At 73.3% G+C, this 22,909-nt stretch carries 9 protein-coding genes; 5 read left to right on the top strand and 4 right to left on the bottom strand.

Annotated features, from left to right (window positions below):
* Positions 1–9 precede the first annotated feature (9 nt).
* A complete protein-coding gene (locus tag G412_RS33825) occupies positions 10–7,014 on the bottom strand; it encodes a non-ribosomal peptide synthetase (RefSeq protein ID WP_051338245.1) in 7,005 nt (2,334 codons plus the stop codon).
* Complete coding sequence (locus tag G412_RS0110075) at positions 7,011–14,921, bottom strand: non-ribosomal peptide synthetase (RefSeq protein WP_279626762.1); 7,911 nt, start codon at positions 14,919–14,921, stop codon at positions 7,011–7,013. Before G412_RS0110075 ends, G412_RS33825 begins: the two co-directional genes overlap by 4 nt.
* 130 nt (positions 14,922–15,051) lie before the next feature.
* Here G412_RS0110075 and G412_RS33830 point away from each other — a divergent pair, with 130 nt between their 5' ends.
* From G412_RS33830 to G412_RS0110100, 5 genes are all read left to right on the top strand, one after another.
* The gene (locus G412_RS33830; RefSeq protein WP_051338246.1) at positions 15,052–16,440 is read left to right on the top strand and encodes an MFS transporter; all 1,389 of its coding nucleotides are present in this window, start codon (positions 15,052–15,054) and stop codon (positions 16,438–16,440) included.
* A gap of 41 nt (positions 16,441–16,481) precedes the next feature.
* On the top strand, positions 16,482–17,543 hold the full coding sequence (locus G412_RS0110085) for a FecCD family ABC transporter permease (protein WP_244282897.1): 1,062 nt from the start codon (positions 16,482–16,484) through the stop codon (positions 17,541–17,543).
* Between the two features lie 3 nt (positions 17,544–17,546).
* Complete coding sequence (locus tag G412_RS0110090) at positions 17,547–18,632, top strand: FecCD family ABC transporter permease (protein ID WP_028811995.1); 1,086 nt, start codon at positions 17,547–17,549, stop codon at positions 18,630–18,632.
* A 2-nt stretch (positions 18,633–18,634) separates the two neighbouring features.
* Positions 18,635–19,471 (top strand): ABC transporter ATP-binding protein, encoded by an 837-nt coding sequence (locus G412_RS0110095; protein ID WP_037648284.1) that lies wholly within the window; start codon positions 18,635–18,637, stop codon positions 19,469–19,471.
* Positions 19,472–19,567: 96 nt separating this feature from the next.
* Positions 19,568–20,626: an ABC transporter substrate-binding protein gene (locus G412_RS0110100; RefSeq protein WP_051338248.1), complete on the top strand. Its 1,059-nt coding sequence runs from the start codon at positions 19,568–19,570 to the stop codon at positions 20,624–20,626.
* Positions 20,627–20,692: 66 nt separating this feature from the next.
* Here the strand turns inward: G412_RS0110100 and G412_RS0110105 are convergent, their stop codons facing one another.
* Entirely contained in the window at positions 20,693–20,899 is a 207-nt protein-coding gene (locus tag G412_RS0110105; RefSeq protein ID WP_028811998.1) for an MbtH family protein, read from the bottom strand.
* 65 nt (positions 20,900–20,964) lie between these two features.
* Entirely contained in the window at positions 20,965–22,620 is a 1,656-nt protein-coding gene (locus G412_RS0110110) for a (2,3-dihydroxybenzoyl)adenylate synthase (protein WP_208857853.1), read from the bottom strand.
* Positions 22,621–22,909: the final 289 nt, after the last annotated feature.

Here is a 22,909-nt window from a genome sequence, read left to right on the forward strand (position 1 = left end):
CGCGTATGCCTACTGCCAGTTGTCGGTGTGCTCGGACAGCACCGCGGCGATCCTCCGCAGCGCCGACGGGTCCAGCAGACCGTCGTGGTCGTCCGCGACGGTGTGCACGACCACCTCGCCATCGGTGTACGCCGCCCAGTCCTCGGCGGGCCGTGGGGCGTCCGACGCGCGGAAGTGGAACAGCGTGCCCCGGTACCGGGGGGAGGAGTGGGCCGACAACAGGCCGGTGGACGCCGCGTAGTTGGCTTGCATGGCCGTCACGGTCGCCTCTTCCAGACCCAGCCCGTCCACCGCCGCCTCAACGGCAGCCGCGCCGGCCTCGCCCGCCGCCGAGTCCCCGGTCTCGTCCCCGCCACCGGGACAGGAGTCGAGCAGCGCCAGCAGCTCCACGCGCTCCCCGCGTTCCTGGAGACGGCATGCCAGGGCGTGGGCGACGACACCGCCAAGCGACCAGCCCAGCAGCCGGTACGGACCGTGCGGCTGGAGCCGGGACAGCTCCGCCAGGTGGGCGTCGACGAGCTGTTCCAGGGACTCCACGGCCGGGCCGCCCGCCAGGTTCGGGGCCTGGAGGGCGTGGATCGGAACCTCCTGCGGAACGTGCGCCCGCAGTGCCGCGTACCGCCAGCCGAGTCCCGTCGCGGGCGCCGGGCACCACAGCGGCGCCCGGTCGCCCGAGGACCGCAGCGTGAACAGCACGTCGAGTCCCTGGTCCGTGCCCCCGGCGGACCGCAGCCGGCCCGCGAGCGCTGCCGCCGTCGGATGACGGAAGAGGTCCGCCACCGCCATCTGCCGTCCGGTGGCGCGCTGCAGCCGGTCCCGCAGCCGTACCAGCAGCATGGAGTGGCCGCCGAGGCCGAAGAAGTCGTCGTCGATGCCGACCTCGGGCAGGTCCAGTACCTCGGCGAAGATCTCGCAGACCAGGGCCTCGGTGAGGTCGCGCGGTCCCCGGCCGGTCCGCGACTCCACCGCCTGCGGGGCGGGCAGCGCGCGCCGGTCGAGCTTGCCGTGGTCGGTCAGCGGCAGCGCGTCCAGCTCCACGAACACCGACGGCACCATGTAGTCCGGCAGCATCCGGGTCAACTCGGCGCGCAGCGCGGACGGGTCGAACTCGGCGCCCGCCACCGGGACGACGTAGGCGACGATGTGCTTGCCGCGCGGGCCGTCCTCGCGTACGTCGACCGCCGCCTGGAGGACGGACGGTCCGGCCGCCAGAGCCGCCGTGATCTCGCCGAGTTCGATGCGGAAGCCGCGTATCTTCACCTGGTCGTCGGTGCGGCCGAGGTAGTCGATGGTGCCGTCCGGCATCCAGCGCACCAGGTCGCCCGTGCGGTACATCCGCGTGCCGGACGGGCCGAACGGGTCCGCCACGAAACGCTCGGCCGTCAGCGAACGCCGGTCCAGATAGCCGCGCGCGAGACCGGCCCCGGCCAGGTACAGCTCGCCGATGACACCGGCCGGTACCGGCTGGAGACGGGCGTCGAGGACGTACGCGGTGGTGTTCGCCGTCGGCCGCCCCACCAGCGGGCGTTCGCTGCCCGCCACACTGGCGGCCAGCGCGTCGACCGTGCACTCGGTCGGCCCGTACAGGTTGAACCCGGCCGTGCCCTCCAGCTCGCGCATGTCCCGCCAGAGCGGGGACGGCACGGCCTCACCGCCCACACCGAGCGCGAGCAGCGGGGAGCGGCCGTCCTTGATCAGGCCGGCGCCCGCGAGCTGCATCGCGTGCGAGGGCGTGACCTCGATGAAGTCGATCCGGTTCGCCTCGATGAACGACACCAGCTGGTCCGGGTCGCGCAGCGTGTCCTCGGTGACGATGTGCAGCGCGTGGCCGTCCAGCATCCACAACTGCGGCTGCCACGCCGCGTCGAAGGCGAACGACCAGCCGTGTGCCACCCGCAGGCTCCGCCCGCCCGCCGCCGCGACGGTCGGCCGGTAGAGCAGCTCGCGGTGGCTGTGGAAGAGGTTGGCGATGCTGCGGTGCTCCACGACGACGCCCTTGGGCAGGCCCGTGGAACCGGAGGTGTAGATGACGTACGCCGGGTGCTGCGGCAGCGGATGCGGCAGCTCGCCCGCTTCCGGAGCGGTGCTCTCGTCGGAGAGCAGCGCTTGCGTTTCCGCCGCGTCCAGGATCAGGGTCTCCGGCCCGCCGTCGCCCGCGAGACCCGCGAGCGCCCCGGCGGTGATCAGCAGCGTGGGCGCGGAGTCCTGGAGGATGTGCTCGATCCGCCCCGCCGGGTAGCCCGGATCGATGGGGACGTACGCGCCACCGGCCCGCATCACCGCCAGCAGCGCGACCACGGTGTCGGCCCGCCGGGGCAGCAGCATGGCCACCATCCGCTCAGGCCCGACGCCCCGGTCTTTCAGGAGCCGGGCCAGGCGTGCCGTGCGCCGCTCCAACTCGGCGAAGGTGTACGCGATGTCGCCGCAGACCAGCGCCGTGGCGTCCGGCGTCCGCTCCACCTGACCGGTGAACAGCTCGGTCAGCGTCGCCACCGGCGCCTCGACCAGGTCACCCCTCCAGTCGACGAGCACCTGGCGGCGTTCGTCGGCGGAGAGCAGCTCCAGGCGGCCGAGGGGCCGGTCGGGGTTCTCGATGACGGCTTGAAGCACCCGCAGGAAGCGGATCGCCATGTTCGCGACGGTCTCGTGGTCGAACAGGTCGGTGCTGTACTCCACGCCCAGCCGCATCCCGTCCCGGCCGTGCTCCTCGGTGATCTCGAAGGCCAGGTCGAACTTGGCCGTTCCCATGTCCACCGGCTCCTGCCTGACCGCGACCTCGCCGAGCGCCAGGTCCATCGGCGGCCTCGCCTGGTGGCTCAGCATGACCTGGAACAGCGGGTGCCGGGCCATGGACCGCGCCGGGTTGAGCAGTTCCACCAGCCGTTCGAAGGGGAGGTCCTGGTGTGCGTACGCGGCCAGGTCGGTCTCCCGGACACGGGCCACCAGCTCCCGGAAGCCCGGGTCGCCGGAGGTGTCCGTACGCAGCACCAGCGTGTTGGCGAAGAAGCCCACGACGTCGTCGACGGCGTCGTCGCCGCGGCCCGCGATGGGAGTTCCGACGGGGATGTCCGAACCGGCGCCCAGGCGGGTGAGGAGGGTGCCGAGCGCCGCGTGCAGCACCATGAAGACGCTGGCGTCGCAGCGGCGGGCCAGCGCCCGCACGGCCCGGTGCAGGGAGGCCGGAACCTCGACGTCGACGGTCGCGCCGCGCAGGCTCGGCGCGGCGGGCCGCGGCCGGTCCGTGGGCAGCGGGAGCTCCTCCGGCAGCCCGTCCAGCGTCTTGCGCCAGAACTCCGCCTGGCGGTGCAGCAGCCCGTCCGGGTCCGACTCGTCACCGAGCAGCGCCCGCTGCCACACCGCGTGGTCCGCGTACCCCACCGGAAGCGGGACGAAGGCGGGGTGCTCGCCCCGGCTCCGTGCGGTGTACGCGTCCGCCAGGTCCCGCAGCAGCGGCAGCGCGGACCAGCCGTCGGCGGCGATGTGGTGCAGCACCAGGATCAGTACGTGCTCCTCGGGGCCGACGGCGAACAGCTCGGCCGCGAAAGGCGCTTCCTCATCGATACGGAACGGGCGTGAGGCCGCGTCCGCGAGCCGGCCGGGCAGCTCCGCCTCGGTGACCGGCGTGACCGCAAGCCCCGGCCGCGCCGACTCCGCGTCGAGGATCACCTGCCGGGGCGTCCCCGCGTCGTCCGGAAGCACCGTCCGCAGCGCCTCGTGCCGGTCCGTCAGGTCACCGAGCGCGGCCCGCAGCGCGTCCGCGTCGAGGGCACCGGTGAGCCGCGCCGCGAACGCCATGTTGTACGCCGGGTTCGGCCCCTCCAGCCGGTACAGGAACCACATCCGCTGCTGCGCGAACGACAGCGGCAGCGGATCGGGGCGCTCCCCGGCCCGCAGCGGCGGCCGGGTGCTGCGCGTACCCAGGCGCTGCGCCAGCGCGGCGACCGTCGGCGCGTCGAAGACCGTCCGCAGCGGCAGTTCCACCCCCATGGTGGAGCGGACCCTGCTGGCGAGCCGGGTCGCGAGCAGCGAGTGCCCGCCCAGGGCGAAGAAGTCGTCATCGATGCCGACTTCGGGCACCCCGAGGGCCTCCGCGAACAGGTCGCAGAGGATCTCCTCCGACGGATTGCGCGGGCGCCGGCCCGCCACGGCCGGGCCGAGCTCGGGCGCGGGCAGGGCCCGGCGGTCCAGCTTGCCGCTGGGCGTCAGCGGAAGCGCGTCCAGTACGACGAACGCGGAGGGCACCATGTGCTCCGGCAGCGCCGCCGCCAGATGGCGCCGCAGCTCCGCGGCATCGGCTGGGCCGGTCGTGTAGGCGACCAGCACCGGGTCGCCGTCCGTACCGAGGTCGCGGCGGGCCACCACGGCGGCCTCCCGCACGCCGGGGTGCACGGCGAGCGCGCCCTCGATCTCACCGGGTTCGATGCGGAAGCCGCGTATCTTCACCTGGTCGTCGGTCCGGCCCAGGTACTCGATCACCCCGTCCGTCCCGCGCCGGGCCAGGTCACCCGTGCGGTACATCCGGGTGCCGGGCGGACCGTACGGGTCGGCGACGAACCGCTCGGACGTCAACGCCGGCCGGCCCAGGTAGCCGTGGGCCAGTTGAGGGCCCGCCAGGTACAGCTCGCCGGGTACACCGGCCGGGACCGGGCGCAGGGCCGCGTCCAGGACGTACGCCGAGGTGTTCCACACCGGGCGGCCGATCGGTACGCCGTCGCGGTCCCCGCCGTCGGCCGGGCATGGCCAGGCGGTGACGTCCACGGCGGCCTCGGTGGGCCCGTACAGGTTGTGCAGCTCGACCGCGCCGCCGAAGAGGCCGTGGAAGCCGCGCACCAGGTCGGGGGTGAGCGCCTCACCGCTGCACAGCACCCGCGTCAGGCCCGTGCAGCCCGCCGCGTCCGGCTCGGCGAGGAAGGCGCGCAGCATCGACGGGACGAAGTGCGCCGTGGTGACGGACTGTTCCTGGATGAGCCGCGCCAGGTACTGCGGGTCCAGGTGGCCCTGCGGGCGGGCCACCACCAGCGCCGCGCCGGTGATCAGCGGCCAGAAGAACTCCCACACCGACACGTCGAAGCTGGACGGCGTCTTCTGGAGCACCCGGTCGGCGGAGGTGAGGCCGTACTCGCCCTGAGTCCACAGCAGCCGGTTGACGATGGCCGAGTGCGGCACGACGACGCCCTTGGGGCGGCCCGTCGAGCCGGAGGTGTAGATGACGTACGCCGGATCGGCCGGGCGGACGGCGCACGGCGGGGTGCACTCCGCAGGCGGAAGTGCCTCCGAGTCGTCCAAGGTGAGGACAGGGGACGCGTCGGGCAGCAGGCCACGCGTCGCGGTGTCCGTCAGCACGGCCACCGGGCGTGCGTCGTCCAGCATGAACGCGACGCGGTCCGCCGGATAACCGGGGTCCACGGGCAGGTAGGCGGCACCGGCGCGCAGCACGGCCGCCAGGGCCACGACCAGGTCGGCGGAGCGCGGCAGCGCGACCGCGACGACCGCGCCCGGGCCCGCGCCCTGCCCGGTCAGCCAGCCGGCGACCCGCGCGGCCAGCGCGTCCAGTTCGGCGTAACTCAGCTCCGAGTCCTCGAAGACCACGGCGGTGGCGTCGGGGGTGCGGGCCACCTGCTCGGCGAGGAGCGCCGTGAGAGTGGTGTCCGGTACGGGGTGGGCGGTGCAGGGCGCGGTCAGCCGCCCCGCCTCGTCCTCGCCCAGCAGGTCGACGCGGCCCAGCGGCAGGTCCGGAGCGGTGGCGAACGCCTCGAAGGCGCGGCGCAGCCGGCCGGCGACGGCCCGCACCTCGTCCTCGGCCAGCGCGTCGGGCCGGTAGCCCAGTTCGAGGCGCAGGCGGGTGCCGGGCAGCACGGTCAGCGCGAGCGGGTAGTGCACGCCCTCGTCGCCGCCGGCGTCCTCCAGGCGCAGTCCGGGGGCGAGTTCGGTCAGCGACTCGGGGTCGAACGGATAGTTCTCCACCACGGCGAGAGTGTCGAACAGGTCCCGGCCGCCGGCCAGCCGCTGCACCTCCGCCAGGCCCAGGTGCTGGTGGGGGACCAGTGCGGACTGTTCGTCCTGGAGCCGTGCCAGGGCGTCGGCGAACGGCTCCGCCGGAGGCAGGGTGACCCGTACCGGGACGGTGTTGACGAACACTCCGACCATCGACTCGACGCCGGGCAGGTCGGCCGGCCGGCCGGACACCATGGTGCCGAAGACAACGTCACCGCGACCGAGAGACCTGGCCAGAGTGAGCGCCCAGGCGCCCTGGACCACGGTGCCCGGGGTCAGGCCACGGGACCGCGCGACGGCGGTGACCGAGGCGGTCAGCTCCTGGTCGAGCTCGACGACGACCTTGCGCGGCTGAACCGTGACCGACTCCGAGGCGCCCGGCGCGACCAGCGTCGCGCCGTCGAGGTCCGCCAGCGCCGTCCGCCACGCGGCTTCGGCGGCGTCCCGGTCCTGCGCGGCGAGCCAGTCCAGGTACACGCGCGGGGAGGCGGCGGGCCCCGGACGGCCCCCGGTGTAGTGGGCGAACAGCTCCTGCACGAGCAGCGGCTGCGACCAGCCGTCCAGCACGATGTGGTGGTTCGTCAGGACCAGCCGGTGCAGCTCGGGGCCCAGCCGCAGCAGCGTGAACCGGACCAGCGGCGGCTGCCCGAGGTCGAACCCGCGCTCCGCGTCCAGGACGGTGAGCCGTTCGGTCTCCCGCTCCCGCTCGGCGTCCGGCAGCGCGGACAGGTCGGTGAAGCTCCACGGCACGTCCACCCGCGAGGGGATGAGCGCGGCGGCCTTGCCCTGCCGGTTGCGGCGGAACGCGGCCCGCAGGCCCGGGTGACGGTCCAGCAGGGCCTGGGCGGCGGAGCGCAGCCTCGGCTCGTCCAGCGGCCCCCGCAGCGTCAGCGTCAGATGGCCCGCGTACACGTCGTGGCCGTCGTCGTCGAGCTCCGCCCGGAACAGCAGGCCCTCCTGGAGCGGGGTCAGCGGAAGGATGTCCTTCAGCTTGGAGCGGGCGGCAGTGCGGCCAGTCACGAAAGCCTCCAGTCGGCTTCGAAGTCGTCGATCTCGTCCTGGGAGAGGGAGATCAGGGAGAGGTCGGAAGGCGTCCAGCCCCCCGCGTCGGGCCGGTCGGTGTGCTCCACCAGAGCCGCCAGGTACGCCAGCCAGCCGTCGGCGAGCGACCGGACGACATCCGCGTCCAGGGCCTCGCCCGCGTACGACCAGGTGGCGCTCAGCCTGGGCCCACCGGGGGCGGCGGCCACATGGACGTCGATCTCCAGGGCGTGCGCGAGCGGCAGCGCCGGGTCGACGCCGTGGAACAAACCCTCGTCACCGGCGACCGGCTGCCACGGGCTCTCCGCGTCGCCGGAACCGAACCGCCCCAGGTAGTTGAAGCAGATCTCGGGCACGGGCAGCGCGGCCAGACGCTCCGCGGTCCCGGGGTTGAGGTGGCGCAGCGCGCCGAACCCCAGACCGCCGTCGCCCACGGCCCGCAGCCGCTCCTTGACCGCCTTCAGCGCCAGGCCCGCGGCGGGACCGCCCGCACGCGCCTCGGCGAGGTCGACGGGACCGGGGTCCAGCCGTACCGGGTGGACGGTGGTGAACCACCCGACGGTCTGCGCCAGGTCGACTCCCTCGGCGACCGTCTCCTCGCGGCCGTGGCCCTCCAACTGCACGCTCACGCCCGCGTCCGCGACTCCCGCGAGGCGACGGTGGTCGGCGACGGCGAGGGCCAGCGCGGTGAGCAGGACGTCCTCGACGTTCGCGTGGAACGCCGCGGGCACCCGGGTCAGCAGCGCCTCGGTCTCCTCGGCGTCCACGGACACGGTGTGCCTGCTGGAGGTCGCGGAGGTGTCCCGGACCGGGTCCAGCGCACGGCCGGACAGCGGCGTCCCGCCGCCGCTCAGGGCACGCGCCCAGTCGTCGGCCTGCCGGACGGTCTCCTCGCGCCGGGCGTACGCGCGCAGCAGCTCGCTCCAGGCACGCAGTGAGGTGCCGGTGGGCGGGGCCTGTTCGCCGCGCCACGCGGCGTCGAGGTCCGCGCACAGGACCCGCCAGGAGACACCGTCGACCACCAGGTGGTGGATGACTAGGACGAGACGGTTCTCCGGCTCCCACCACACCGCCTGCACCATGACGCCGGACTCGGGACGCAACCGGTCCCTGGCGGCGGCGGCCTCGGTCGCGGGGTCCGCCCCGGCGCGCCGCAGCACGTCCCCGGCCCGTACCGCACCGGGCGCCGGGGCGTCCAGCTCCCAGGTGCCGTCGGCCGCGCGCACCAGACGGGCACGCAGCGCGGGATGCCGGTCGAGCACCGACTGGAGGACGGCGGTGAGTTGTTCGTACGTCAGCCCGGCCGGGGTGCACAGGGTCATGCCCTGGCTGTAGCCGTCGATGGAGGCGGCGGTGGCGGTGGGGTCCGATTCGGCGAGCTCCCGCAGCCACGCCATGATCGGCGTCTCCGGCACCCGGCCCACACCGTCGTCGGACGTACGGTCCGGCGCCGTCTGCGCCGGTTGGGCGACGGCGGCCAGGGCGGCCGGCGTCTGGTGGCGGAAGACGTCACGGGGGCCGAGCTTCCAGCCCGCCGCGCGGGCGCGGCTCACGAGCTGGAGGGAGATGATGCTGTCCCCGCCCAGCTCGAAGAAGTTGCCGTCGGCGTCCACCGTCTCCTGGCCGAGCAGGGCGGCGAACAGCTCGCAGAACAGCTTCTCCGCGTCGGTGACGGGTGCCCGCCCCCTGCTCTGCTCGGGCAGTTCGGGCACCGGCAGCGCGGCACGGTCCACCTTGCGGTTGGCCGACTGCGGCAGCCGCTCCATGGGCACCCACAGCGAGGGCACCATGTGCTCCGGCAGCAGGGCCGCCGCGTGGGCGCGCCACACGTCGGTGCCGGCCGCGTGGCCCGGTGCGGGCACCACGTACGCGACCAGGCGGCGCGATCCCGGCAAGTCGTCGCGGGCGATCACCGCGACCTCCGCGACGCTCTCGTGCCGTCCGAGGACGGCCTCGATCTCGCCCGGCTCGATGCGGAAACCGCGGATCTTCACCTGGTGGTCGGCCCGGCCCAGGCACTCCAGCTCGCCGTCGGCGGTCCAGCGCGCCAGGTCGCCCGTGCGGTACATCCGGGACCCCGGCGGGCCGGACGGGTCGGCGGTGAACCGCTCGGCGGTCAGCGCGGGCCGGCCAAGGTATCCACGGGCCAGACCGGCGCCCGCGAGGTACAGCTCACCCGTGACGCCCGGCGGCACGGGCCGCAGTCGGTCGTCCAGCACGTACGCCGTGGCGCCCCTGATGGGCCGTCCGATACGGGGCGCACCCTCACCGGTGACACGGGCGACGACCGAGTCCACGGTGCACTCGGTCGGACCGTAGAAGTTGTACGCCGTCGTCGCCGGGTGCGCGCCGAGCTCCCGCCACAGCGAGTCCGGCATGGCGTCCGCGCCGGGCCCCAGCAGGGCGGGCCGGTGCCTGCCCTCGTCCAGCAGCCCGTGCTTGATGAGCTGTTGGAGATGAGCGGGGGTGAGGTCGAGGTAGTCGACGCGCTCCCTGGCGACGTACGCGGCCACCGCCTCGGCGTCCGGGTACGTCGACTCGTCCAGGACGTGCAGCTCGTGCCCGCCCACCATCAGCAACACCGGGTCGAGCGAGGCGTCGAAGGCGAACGAGGCGATGTGTCCGACCCGCAGCCGGCGTCCGCCGGCCTCGGGCACCTCGGGCGGGAACAGCGTCGAGGTGTGCGCCGCGTACAGGTTGGCGAGGTTCGCGTGGGTCACCACCACCCCCTTGGGGCGTCCGGTGGAGCCCGAGGTGTAGATGACGTACGCGGCATCGCCGGGCCCGGCCTGCGCCAGGGTGACCGGCGCCGCCGGCTCCTCCGCGTACACGACGTCCACAAGGACCACGGGGAGGTCCGGCCGGCGGGGGAGGGTCCGGGCCAGTTCACGGGTGGTGAGCAGGCACACGGGCCGGGCGTCGTCCAGGGTCTGCGCCAGCCGCTCCTCCGGGTAGTTCGGGTCCAGCGGCAGGAACGCGGCCCCCGACCGCAGCACGCCGAGCAGCGCGGCGACGGTCTCGTGGCGGGGCAGCGCCAGGGCCACAAACCGCTCCGGGCCCGCGCCGTGCGCGGCCACCAGCCGGACGATCCGCTCCACGCGGGCGTCGAGCTCGGCGTACGTGACCCGCTCGACGGCACCCGACCGGGAGCCGAGCACCAGCGCGACGGCGTCCGGCGTCTCGCGGACCTGCCGCGCGAACGCCTCGTGCAGCGGCGGCGCCTCCGGCGCGGCCACCGGCGGTGCCAGCAGCGCGCCCCGCTCCTCCTCCGCCAGGATGTCGTGGTCGCCGACCGGCAGCTCGGGCCGGGCGACGGCGGCGGCCAGCAGCCGCACCAGACGCCGGGCGAGGACCTCGACCGTCTCCGCGTCGAACAGGTCCGCGCTGTACTCGGCGAAGCCGCCGACCTCGTCCGTGTCACCGTCCGGGTCGAACCGCTCGATGAACGTCAGGCTCAGATCGAACGTCGCCGTGCCGGTGGCCACCACGTGCGGCCGGGTCCGCAGACCCTCCACCGGCAACTCGGAGGCCGTACCGCTCTGGTGCACCACCATCACCTGGAACAGCGGGTGACGGGCCGTGGACCGAGGCGGGTTGAGGATCTCCACCAGCCGCTCGAACGGCAGGTCCTGGTGCTCGAACGCCGCGACGGCCGTGTCCCGCACCCGCCGCAGCAGCGTCTCGAACGACGGCGCCCCGGACGTGTCGGTGCGCAGCACGAGCGTGTTGACGAAGAAGCCGACGAGGTCGTCGAGCGCTTCCTCGCCGCGCCCGGCCACGGGCGTGCCGACCGGAATGTCCTCCCCGGCGCCGAGCCGGGTCAGCAGGGCGGCCACCGCGGCCTGGTACACCATGAACGGGGTGACACCGAGCGACGCCGCGAGCGTCCGTACGCGGCGGGCGAGGTCGGCCTCGACCGTGAAGCGGACCATGCCGCCCCGGTTGGACGACTCGGCCGGGCGGGGCCGGTCGGTGGGCAGCCGCAGCTCGTCGGGGGCGCCGCCCAGGGCTTCCTTCCAGTACGCGGCCTGCTGTGCCGTCAGGCTGCGCGGATCACCGGCGTCGCCGAGGAGCTGCCGCTGCCAGACGGCGAAGTCGGCGTACCGCACCGGAAGCGGAGCCCAGACCGGCGCCCTGCCGTCCAGCCGTGCCCGGTAGGCGTCGGCGAGGTCGCGGACCAGGACGGGGAGGGACTGGCCGTCGCCGGCGATGTGGTGCAGCAGGAGGAGCAGGACGTGCTCCTCGGTGCCGGTCTCGAACAGGACGACACGCAGCGGCGGTTCGTCCGCGAGGGCGAACACATGCGCCGCCGCGGCGGCCAGATCGGCGTCCACCTCGGCGGGCGTCGAGCGGCGCACCTCCAGCCGGGGGCCACGCTCCGGCTCCAGCACGACCTGGCACGGCGATCCGTCGCGCTCCGGGAAGACCGTACGCAGGCTCTCGTGGCGTACGGCGACGTCGGCGACCGCGTCGGCGAGAGCAGCCGTGTCCAGCGGCCCGTCGACGCGCAGCGCGGTGGGGATGTTGTAGGCCGGGCCCGGCTCCTCAAGGCGGTGCAGCAGCCACAGCCGCTGCTGCGCGAACGACAGGGGCACGGGCTCACCGGCCGTTTTGGCGGTGAGCGCCGGGCGGGCGGGGTCCTGGCCTCCGGCGCCGTCCAGCACCCGGGCCAGCGCGGCGGGTGTCGGCGCGTCGAACAGCGCCCGCAGGGCGGGCCGGATGCCCAACTCCGCCTCGACTCGGGTGATCAGCCGCGCGGCGAGCATGGAGTGGCCGCCGAGCAGGAAGAAGTCGTCGTCCGGCCCGACCGCCGGCAGCTCCAGCACGGCGGCGAACAGCGCGCACAGCGTCGCCTCGCGTGCCGTGGCCGGCTCCCGGCCGGCGGCACGCCCGTACACCGGCGCGGGCAGCGCCCGGCGGTCCAGCTTGCCGTTGCTGGTCAGCGGCAGCCGCTCCAGCGTGACGATCGCGGCGGGCACCATGTGCGCGGGCAGCGCGGCGGCCAAGTCCGCGCGCAGCCGGTCGGTGTCGGGCGCGGTCGCTGCGTCGGCGGGCACCACGTAGGCGACGAGGCGGGGGTCGCCCGGCTGGTCCTCGCGGGCGATGACGGCCGCCTGCGCGATCCCCGGCTCCCGGCGCAGCAGTTGCTCGATCTCGCCGGGTTCGATACGGAAGCCCCGGATCTTGACCTGGTGGTCGACCCGGCCCAGGTACTCCAGGACACCGTCGGCGGTCCAGCGGGCCAGGTCACCGGTGCGGTACATCCGGCTGCCGGGGGCGCCGAACGGGTCGGCGACGAACCGCTCCGCGGTCAGCCCCGGACGGCCGAGGTAGCCGCGGGCGAGCCCGTCACCGGAGACGTACAGCTCACCGGGCGAGCCCGGCGGCACCGGGTGGAGCCGCTCGTCCAGCAGCCGTACGGCCGTGTTGTGCACCGGGGCGCCGATCGGCACGACCGGGCCCGTGTGGTCCGGACGGCAGGTCCACAGCGTGGCGTCGACCGTGGTCTCGGTGGGGCCGTACGAGTTGAACATCCGGGTGGTCGCCGACCAGCGTCGCATCAGCTCGGCCGGGCATGCCTCACCCGCCACGATCAGCGTCGCCCCGGCGGGCAGCGACCGCTCGTGCGGCAGCGTCGCCAGCACGCCCGGAGGCAGCGTCAGGTGGGTGACCGCGTGCCGGGCGCAGAACTCGGCGAGCGGCGGCCCCAGCCGCTTGTCGGCGGGGACGACGACCAGTGTGGCGCCGGTGAGCAGGGCCATCGTCCATTCCCACACCGAGGTGTCGAAGCTGAACGAGGCGAACTGCAGGACTCGGCTGCCCGGACCGGCCCCCAGCTCCTCGGCCATGGTGGAGACCAGGCTCGGAATGCCCTCGTGCGTGACGACGACGCCCTTGGGGCGCCCGGTGGAGCCCGAGGTGTAGATGAGGTACGCGGCGTTGTCAGGCGCCGAGGGGCGCGGCGGAGCCCCCGTGCCCCCGGTGGGGCGTGACGCGTCGTCGAGGAGGACGACGGGGATCTCACCCTGCGGGAGCCGGCCGGCGGACCGGGAGTCGGTGACCAGCAGGCCCGGCCGGGCGTCGCCGAGCATCAGGGCGATACGGTCGGCCGGGTACTCGGGGTCGACCGGCAGATACGCCGCTCCCGCCTTCATGACGGCGAGCGCCGCCACCAGGAAGTCGCCCGAGCGGGGGAGGGCCACGGCGACGACCTGCTCCGGTCCGGCGCCCAGCGCGGCCAGTTCGCCGGCCAGCAGGTCGGACCGCTCGTCCAGTTCGGCGTAGCTGAGCCGCTGTTCACGGCTGCCGTCACCCTCCCAGACGAGCGCAGTGGCGTCGGGGTTCTCGCGCACCCGGTCCCGGAAGAGGTCCGGGATGGTGGCGCGCTCCAGGGCGCGCCGGTCGCTGCCCCACGTCGTCAGGACCCGCTCCCGCTCCTCCTCACCGAGCAGGTCCAGGTCGCCGAGCGGCGTGTCCGGGGCGTCCAGCGCCGCCGCCAGCAGCCGCTCGAAGCGGCCGAGCAGATGCCCGACCGTCTCGTCCCGGTACAGGTCGCGGCGGTACGTCGTGTCCAGGGTCAGTGTCCCGGCTGCGTCCAGCACCGCGGAGACGGCCAGGTCGAACGCGGCGGCGTTGCCCGGCACCGGCCGTTCGGCCAGCCGCACGCCGGGCAGCTCGAAGCCCTCCCAGACGTCGCTGCGCAGCGAGAACATGACGTCGAAGAAGACGTGGTGCCCGACCGTGCGCTCCGGGCGCAGTTCCTGGACCAGAGTGTCGAAGGGGACGCTCTGGTGCGCGTACGCGCCCAGGCAGACCTCCCGCACCTGCTGGAGGAACGAGCGGAACGTGGTGTCCGGCGTGGCCCGCGTACGCAGCACCAGTGTGTTGCCGAAGTTGCCCACCAGCCGCTCGGCACCGGAGTCCGTGCGCAGCACGGCGGGCGAACCGACGAGGAGGTCGGGCGCGCCGGCGGCTCGGTGCAGCAGCGCGTTGAACGACGCGAGGAGAGCCATGAAGGGACTGACGCCCTCCGCCCGGCACAGCGCGTGCATGCGTTCGCGCAGCTCGGCGGGCAGCGTACGGACCAGCCGCCCGCCCTCCTCGGCCCGGTCAGGTGAGCGGGGGAAGTCGGTGGGCAGAGGCAGCGGCGCGGGCGGGTCCGCGAGCTGCTCGCGCCAGTGGGCGAGGTCGGCGTCCGTCCAGGGCGCGCGCCGCTGTTCGCGAACGGCGAGGTCGGCGTACTGGAGGGGGAGTTGGGGCAGCGGGCGGCCGGTGTAGACGGCGGAGACCTCCTGGAGCAGGACCTGCCAGCTGCCGTCGTCCCAGGCGATGTGGTGGGCGACCAGCACGAGGACGTGTGCGTCCTCGGCGAGCCGCAGGATCTCCAGACGGACGGGCGTGTCCGCCGACAGGTCGAAGGGGCGCGCCGCCAGCCGGGCCGCGGCCTCGTCCACCGCCGCCTCGCGGTCCGCGGGTGCGACCGCCGACAGGTCGCTCTCGCCGATGACCGGCTCGGCGTCCGGTATCAGGATCTGGACGGGCTCGCCGTCCTCACCGGGCCGGTAGACGGTACGCAGGACGTGGTGCCGCTCGATGACGGTGCGCAGTGCCTGCCGCAGTCCGGATACGGACAACTCGCCGGAAAGGCGCACCGCAACGCATATGTTGTAGGCGGTGCCGTGCGGCTCCAGTTGGTGCAGCAACCACATCCGGCGCTGCGCCGAGGACAGTGGAGCCGGTCCCTCTGCCCGGACCGGGGGAGTTTGCGGGGATGTGTCCTCGCTGCCGGGCTGCCTGGCTATTCCACGGGCAGCCAGTTGACGACGCAGCAGCTCCCGGCGTCGTTCGTTCGCGTCTGCGCTGTGGCCGATGTTCGCACCCGACAAGAAGGTTCACGTCCCCTCAACATGACTGATGGGCCGAACCATAACTTAGGATAGCCTTATCTTGCTATTGTGAGCCCGCTCGCCGGGCTGCCGCCTCGGCGGGGGAAACCCCAGAGGTGGAGGACCGGCGTTGCGCATCAGAGAACTGGCCCTGGATCTTTCCCCGTTGCGGGCCGGCGGCCCCCTCGGCCTGGTTCTCGCCACCCGCGTGCTCGCCCTCCTGTGCATCGGACTCACCTCGGTCGGTGTGGTCGTACAGGTCTACGAGCAGACCGGATCGTCGGTCCAGGTGGGCGCCGTCAGTCTGGTGCTGGGCGCGGGGCTGTTGCTCGGATTCCTGGTCGGTGGGGTCCTCGCCGACCGCAGGGATCGCAGGGGGCTCATCCTCATCGGCAGCGGCTGGGCCGTCGTCACCTTCGCCGCTCTGTCGGCGAACGCGGCGGCCGACCGGCCCGCGCTGTGGGTCGTCTACCTCTCCGGAGCCCTGTTCGGTTTCACCGAGGGGGTCGCGGAGACCGCGCTCACCGCCGTCGTGCCCACCTTCGTGAGCGAAGAGCACATACCGGCCACGGGTGCGCTCATCACGGTCACCACCACCCTCGGATCGATCGCCGGTCCTATGCTCGGCGGTGTGCTCATCGCCGGACCCGGCCTCGCCACCACCTTCGGCCTCGCGGCTGCCGGCACGGCGATCACCACGCTGCTGCTGACCCGCCTCGCCCCCATGCCGCCGACGGGCGCGGACGCACCGCCGTCCGGCGTACCACTCACCGGGGCGAAGGAGAGCGAGCCGCCGGCCGCCGCGGAGGCGGTGCCGGTGCGGCCCGGAGTGCTGGAGTCGCTGCGCGAAGGGCTCGCCTTCATCCGGGGCAGCCGCGTCGTCGCCGCCGTGCTCGTCGTGGATCTGTGCGCCGCGCTCTTCGCCACGCCGACCGCTCTCTACCCGCAGTTCGCGCAGGAGCGGTTCGGCGGCGGGCCCGAGTTGGTCGGCCTGCTCACCACCGCTCCTGTGATCGGCGCGGCCGTGGCCTCGCTCGTCTCCGGCTGGACGGGCCGTACGCGCCACCAGTGGCGGGTGCTGTGCGCCGCGGTTGCCGTGTGGGGCCTTGCCTGTGTCGGGTTCGGTCTCAGTCCGCTGCTCGGCTTCGGTCTGTTCTTCCTCGCCCTCGGCGGCTTGGCCGACACCTTCTCGGAGATCATGCGCCGTACGCTGCTGATGCGGCACACCCCCGACCCCCTCCAGGGCCGGGTGAGCAGCCTCTGGCTCGCCCAGGCCATGACCGCACCGGCGTTGGGCGGTGTCCTGGCCGGCCTCGCCGCCTCGGCGGTCGGCCCGTCCGCGGCCGTCGCCGCGGGCGGCGCCCTGTGCGTCGGCTCGCTGGGTGTCGTCGCGCTGCTCTACCGCCAACTGTGGCGGGAAACCGGCGAGTCCACCGTACGGGAGAGCGATGGTACGCAGGACGTTCCGGCAGGTGACGGCGGCCCGCGGAGTAACAGTGACGCAACGGCGGCCACCTGAGCCTTGATGGCCGGTACTTAGGTATGGCTATCCTTTGCTTCGTGCTCTCCTCTTCGCAGAACCGGTCCGCGGCGTCGCCCGTTCGACCACCCGAGACGGTTCCGCGACGGACCTGCGTACACCTCGTCGCCGTCCCCGTGTGCCTGATCGTGCTGGGGCTGCTCTGCCTGTGCTCCATAGCCCTCGGCACCAAGTCGATCGCACCGGAACGCGTCCTGGAACTCCTGTGGAGCCCGGACAGCTCCGAGGAGTCCGGGATCGTCCATCAAATGCGCGTACCACGCACCGAGTTCGGCCTGGTCGTCGGCGCCGCTCTGGGCATGGCGGGAGCCCTGATGCAGGGTCTGACCCGCAACCCGCTCGCCGACCCGGGCCTCCTCGGCGTCAGTGCCGGAGCCTCCCTCGGCGTCGTCCTCACCACCGGACTGCTCGGCATCACCGCCCCCCAGGGCTATGTGTGGTTCGCCTTCGCCGGAGCCCTGGCCGCGATCGCACTTGTCTACGCCCTCGGCAGTGCCGGAAAAGGCGGAGCGACTCCCGCCAAACTCGCCCTCGCCGGTGCCGCCGTCACGGCGCTGCTCCAGTCCCTCGTCAACGCCGTGCTCCTGTTCGACGCCGCGGCGCTCGGCGACTTCCGCTTCTGGGTCGTGGGTTCGCTGACCGGACAGCCCGCCGAAGTCCTCGTCGACGTACTGCCCTTCATCGCCGTCGGAGCGGTCCTCGCCGCCGCCACCGCTCCCGCGCTCAACAGCCTCGCCCTCGGCGAGGGTGTCGCCACGGCCCTGGGGCGAAACGTCGGTCTCGTACGGCTGCGCGGCGCCGCAGCCGCCACGCTCCTCGCCGGAGGCGCGGTCGCCCTGTGCGGGCCGATCGCCTTCGTCGGCCTGGTCATTCCGCAGCTCGCCCGCCTCCTCACCGGCCCCGACCACCGCTGGATCATGCTGTACTCCGCGCTGCTCGGCCCCAGTCTGCTGCTCGCCGCCGACATCGCCGGGCGCCTGATCGCCCGGCCCGACGAGCTCCACGTCGGCATCGTCGTCACCGTGATCGGGGCGCCGTTCTTCATCGCGCTGGTGCGCCGCCGTCGACTTCGGGAGCTGTGAGCCGTGACCGTCACCGACACCACGCGCGGCGCCGCCGCCGTCCGCAACGCGGGCGGGGTGGTGATCCGGCTGCCGCGGACCGGGGCCTCCTGGATCGTCCGGCCGCGCAGCGTCCTCGTGAGCCTGCTGCTGGCCGCCGCGGTGGCCGCGGCGTTCGTCGTCGAGGTCGCCTTCGGCGAACTCGACCTGCCGCTCCCCGACGTCGTACGCAGCCTCGCGGGCGGCGGCGACCCGACGACCGCCCTGGTCGTCCACAGCCTGCGCCTGCCCCGCGCCCTGGTGGGGCTGCTCTGCGGGGCGGCGTTCGGCGTCGCGGGAGCCATCTTCCAGACGCTGACCCGTAACCCACTGGCCAGTCCGGACGTCATCGGCGTCTCCGCCGGAGCCGGTACCGCCGCCACCGCCGGACTGCTCATGGGCCTCGGCTCCGGACTCGGCATTCAGACACTGGCACTCGTCGGGGGCCTCGGCGCGTCGGCGCTCATCTACGTCCTCGCCTGGAAGTCCGGCACCACCGGCTACCGCATCGTGCTCGTCGGCATCGGCATCGCCGCACTGTGCACCAGCGCCACCAGCTACCTGCTCCTCAAGGCCGGCGTCTACCAGGCCCAGCAGGCCCTGATGTGGCTCACCGGCAGCCTCAACGCGCGCGACTGGGAACACGTCGGCCCGCTCGCCATCGCCCTGGCCGTGCTGCTGCCGTGTGTGGTGCTGCTCGCGCCGTGGCTCGGCGGGCTGCAGTTCGGCGACGAGATGGCGAAAGCGCTGGGACTGCCGGTGCAGACCGCGCGGATCGCGCTGCTCGCCGTCGGCGCCGGCCTGGTGTCGTTCGCGACGGCCGCCGCCGGCCCCATTGCCTTCGTCGCGCTGATCGCGCCGCAGATCGCCTTGCGTCTCGTCGGCGTACCGGGCCCCGCGCTGCTGCCGTCCGCGCTGGTCGGCTCCTTCGTAGTCCTGGCCGGTGATGTGGCGGGACGTCAGCTTCTGCCGGGCACCGAACTTCCCGTCGGCGTCGTGACCGGTGTACTCGGCGCCCCCTGCCTGCTCTGGCTGCTCGGCAGGTCCAACCGCACCGGTTCAGGAGGGTGACCGTGGAAAAGCGATCGCAGGGGCTCACCGCCGAGGGCCTGACCCTGGCGTACGACGGCCACAACGTGGTGAACGCCCTCGACGTGACGATCCCCGCCGGGCGGGTGACCGCGGTGGTCGGTGCGAACGCCTGCGGCAAGTCGACGCTGCTGCGCGGGCTGTCGCGGCTGCTGACGCCGAAGGAGGGCGCCGTCTACCTGGACGGCCGGCTCATCCACACCATGCGCGGCAAAGAGCTCGCCCGCCAACTCGGCATGCTGCCGCAGTCGCCCGTCGCGCCGGACGGCATCACCGTACTCGACCTCGTCAAACGCGGACGCAGCCCGCACCAGTCGTGGTGGCGTCAGTGGTCGCCCGACGACGAGCAGGCGGTGTACGGTGCCCTCGATGCCACCGGCCTGCTGGATCAGGCCGAACGCAGCGTGGACGAACTGTCCGGCGGCCAGCGCCAGCGCGCCTGGATCGCCATGGCGCTGGCGCAGGGCACACCGGTCCTGCTGCTCGACGAGCCCACGAACCACCTCGACCTCGCGCACCAGATCGACATCCTCGACCTGGTCGTCGACCTCAACCATGAGCAGGGACGGACCGTCGTCCTGGTGCTCCACGACCTCAACCACGCCTGCCGGTACGCCGACCACGTCATCGCCATGAAGGACGGACAGGTCATCGCCGAGGGCGCCCCGCCCGAGGTGATCAACCGGGAGCTCATCGCCGAGGTCTTCGGCCTGAGCTGCACGGTCATCGAGGACCCGGCAGGCGGCGGCCCCCTCATCATCCCGTTCGGCCGTCACCATGGCGGCCGGACCGGGCACGAGCCGGCCGTCACCGCCCGCTGAAACCGCCCGCCACGATCGCACCCCCCAACCCCCCGCACGTACCTCCGCCCCGCCCACCCTGCACGACCTGCGGCACGTCCGCTCGGAAGGACCGTCATGCCCCTTTTCAGAACTCCCGCCATCGAGTCCGGTCAGGTGGCCCGGCTGGACCGCCGCCGTTTCCTCGCCCTCGGCGGGGCGCTCGCCGCCACGGGACTGCTGGCCGCCTGCGGTGACTCCGACAAGGGCAAGGGCTCCGGCAAGAACGGTTCCGGCAAGGCCGCCTCCGGCCCGTGGACCTTCACCGACGACCGCGGCAAGAAGATCTCGCTGCCCAAGCGGCCCGAGCGGATCGTCGCGCAGTCCCACCCGGCCGCCGCCCTGTGGGACTTCGGTATCCAGCCGGTCGGCCTCTTCGGCCCGCAGAAGACCGCTGACGGCAGGACCAGCCCGCAGATCGGCAACGTCGACCTGTCGAAGACCACCTCGGTCGGCACGGCGTTCGGCGAGTTCCAGATGGAGAAGCTGATCTCCCTCAAGCCGGATCTGATCGTCACCATCGCCTACGGCCCGATGGTCTGGTACATCCCCGAGGAGGTCTACAAGAAGGTCCAGGAGGTCGCCCCGATCGCGGTCATCCAGCTGATGGGCGTGGCCGTACCGGACGCGGTGAAGCGCTTCGGCGAGCTGGCCGCCGCGCTCGGCGCGGACCCGGAGAGCGCCGAGGTCAAGAAGGCCAAGGCCGACTTCGAGAAGGCGGCGGCGGGCGTCACCGCGGCCGCCAAGGCGAAGAAGGGCCTGTCCGTCGCGGTGGTCTCGGGCACGAAGGAGAACTTCTTCGTCGCCGACCCGGCCTTCCACGGCGACGTGAAGTACTTCCAGCAGCTCGGTCTCGACATCGTCAAGCCGAAGAAGCCCGAGGCCGGATTCGAGACGCTGAGCTGGGAGGAGGCCGGCCGCTACAAGGCCGACCTGGTCCTGGAGGACGCCCGTCCCGAGGGCGGCCTGACCCACCGGCAGCTCGGCGCTTACCCGACGTGGAAGGGCAGCCCGGCGGTCAAGGCCGGTCAGGTGTCGGACTGGCAGACGGAGACGCCGTTCACGTACCAGCGCTTCACCAAGGTGCTGAACGACCTCGCCGCCACCGTCGGCAAGGCCCGCACCGACGTCGTGTGACGCTCTCCCGGTCGAACGCATCGGCCCCTGCCGCGCGCGCGGCAGGGGCCGATGCGTATTTCCGGTCTACTGCTGAGCGTCGATCAGGCTCTTGGGCCGCAGATCGGTCCAGTGGGCCTCGACGTGGGCCAGAGCCTCGGAGCGGCTCACCGGGCCGAGGACCGGCCGCCAGCCGTCGGGCACGGTCTGGAACGACGGCCACAGCGAGTGCTGACCCTCGTCGTTGACCAGCACCAGGAAGGAGCCGTTCTCGTCGTCGAAGGGGTTGGTCATGGGCAGACGCCTTTCTTGGGTGGGGCGGTACGGGAGGGAGAGCTCAGGTGCGGTGCCGGCGGCGGTCAGGCCCCGCCGCTGCCGTCGCGCTCTGCGAGCACGCGGCGCAGAGCCCGCTTGTCGATCTTCCCGATCGCGGTGAGCGGCAGGTCCGCGACCCTCTCCACGCGGTCGGGCAGTTTGAACGCGGCCACGCCGCGCTCCAGCAGGAAGGCCCGCAGCGCCTTGACGGTCGGCGCGGACGATCCGTCGGGGACGACCACCGCGCAGATCCGCTCGCCCTCCCCGGCGGGGTCGGGCAGGCCGACGGCGGCACATCGCCGGACCTGCGGATGGGCCGCGACGTGGCTTTCGACCTCCTCGGCGGAGACGCTCTCGCCGTTGCGGTCGATGGTGTCCTTGACCCGCCCCTCCACGATCAGGTGGCCGGACGGGAGTTGACGGACCAGGTCGCCGGAGCAGTAGTAGCCGTCGGGGGTGAAGGCGGTGGCGTTGACCTCGGGCGCGCGGTAGTAACCGCGCAGCGTGTACGGGCCGCGCACCAGCAGCTCGCCGGCCTCGCCGGGCGCGACGGGCCGGCCGTCGGCGTCCACGATGCGCAGCTCGTCGTCGGTGCTCAGCGGCCGGCCCTGGGTGAGGGCCACCGTCTCGGGATCGTCGTCCGGGCGGGTGTAGTTGAGCAGGCCCTCGGCCATGCCGAACACCTGCTGCACCGAGCAGCCCAGCGCGTCGGGGATGGTGCGGGCCAGGTCGGCCGAGAGCTTCGATCCGCCGGCCTGGAGGACGCGCAGGCTGGAGAGGTCCGCGGGGTCCCACTCCGCCGCGTCGATCCACAGCGGGATCAGCGGCGGCACCAGAGCGGTGTGCGTGACGCGTTCGGTCTCGATCAGCGGGAACGCGTCGCCGGGTGCGGGGGAGGCGGACAGTACGACGCGGCCGCCCACCGACAGGGTGCCCAGCATGCCGGGGCAGGCCAGCGGGAAGTTGTGGGCGATGGGCAGGCAGGCGAGGTAGACGGTCTCGTCCGACAGCTCGCACGCCTCGGCGCTGGCCCGCGCGTTGTAGCCGTAGTCGTTGTGCGTGCGGGGGATCAGCTTGGGGACGCCGGTGGTCCCGCCGGACACCAGCAGCAGGGCGACGTCCGCAGGGTCGGGGTCGGGGAACAGGCGGGGCTCCGCGTCGACCTTCGCGAGCGAGGTGTACGGCCCCGGGTCTCCCGCGACGAGGATGTGCCGCAGCTCGGGCGCCTCGGCCTGTACGGCGGCGGCCAGTTCCCGGTAGTCGAACGCCGCGTACTCGTCGGCGATGACGTACGCCACGGCCCCGGACAGCCGGGCCAGGTGGCCGATCTCGGTGATGCGGTGCGCGGGCAGCGTGAGGGCCGGTATCGCGCCGAGGCGGACCAGCGCGAAGAAGAGGACCGGGAACGCGCCGGTGTTGGGCAGCTGCACCAGGACCCGGTCACCGGCGCGTATACCCAGGTCCGCCAGGCCGGCCGCCATCCGGTCGGCCCGCTCGTCGAGCTGACGGTACGTGAGCCGCTCCCGCCCGGCTACGAGCGCGAGGCGGTCGCCGTACTGGGCGGCCCAGTCGCGCAGCAGGGCTCCCAGGGGCCGGCCGTCCCAGTGGCCGGACGCGACATAGCGGGCCGCGGTCTCCGCGGGCCACGGGGTCAGCCCGGAGGGCAGGGGCGAGGGGGGCTCGGTGGCGATAGGGGTCACGTTCGGCTCGACTCTCGTGGCCGGAGGGCGACTGGCGCTCCTCGCTGGTTTCCGCTCGTCATGGGCGCGGAGACCGGGGACGTTCCCGGCATCCACAAACAGGTGTGGTTAGGTTAACCTAACTCCTGTCGTTGCACACCTCCTGTCGCGAAGGGTGCTACTGGTGTCCATTCCTGTCTGGTCAGGGGCGATTTGAGGGCGGTTCGCCCGTTTCTCGCGCCGAACGGTCCGGATGCTCACCACCGTCCGGAACGCGACTCTCCTCACGACACGACGTTCCTAGGAAGAA

Origin of the sequence: Streptomyces flavidovirens DSM 40150 (assembly GCF_000429085.1) — a bacterium.
GTDB classification, from domain to species: domain Bacteria; phylum Actinomycetota; class Actinomycetes; order Streptomycetales; family Streptomycetaceae; genus Streptomyces; species Streptomyces flavidovirens.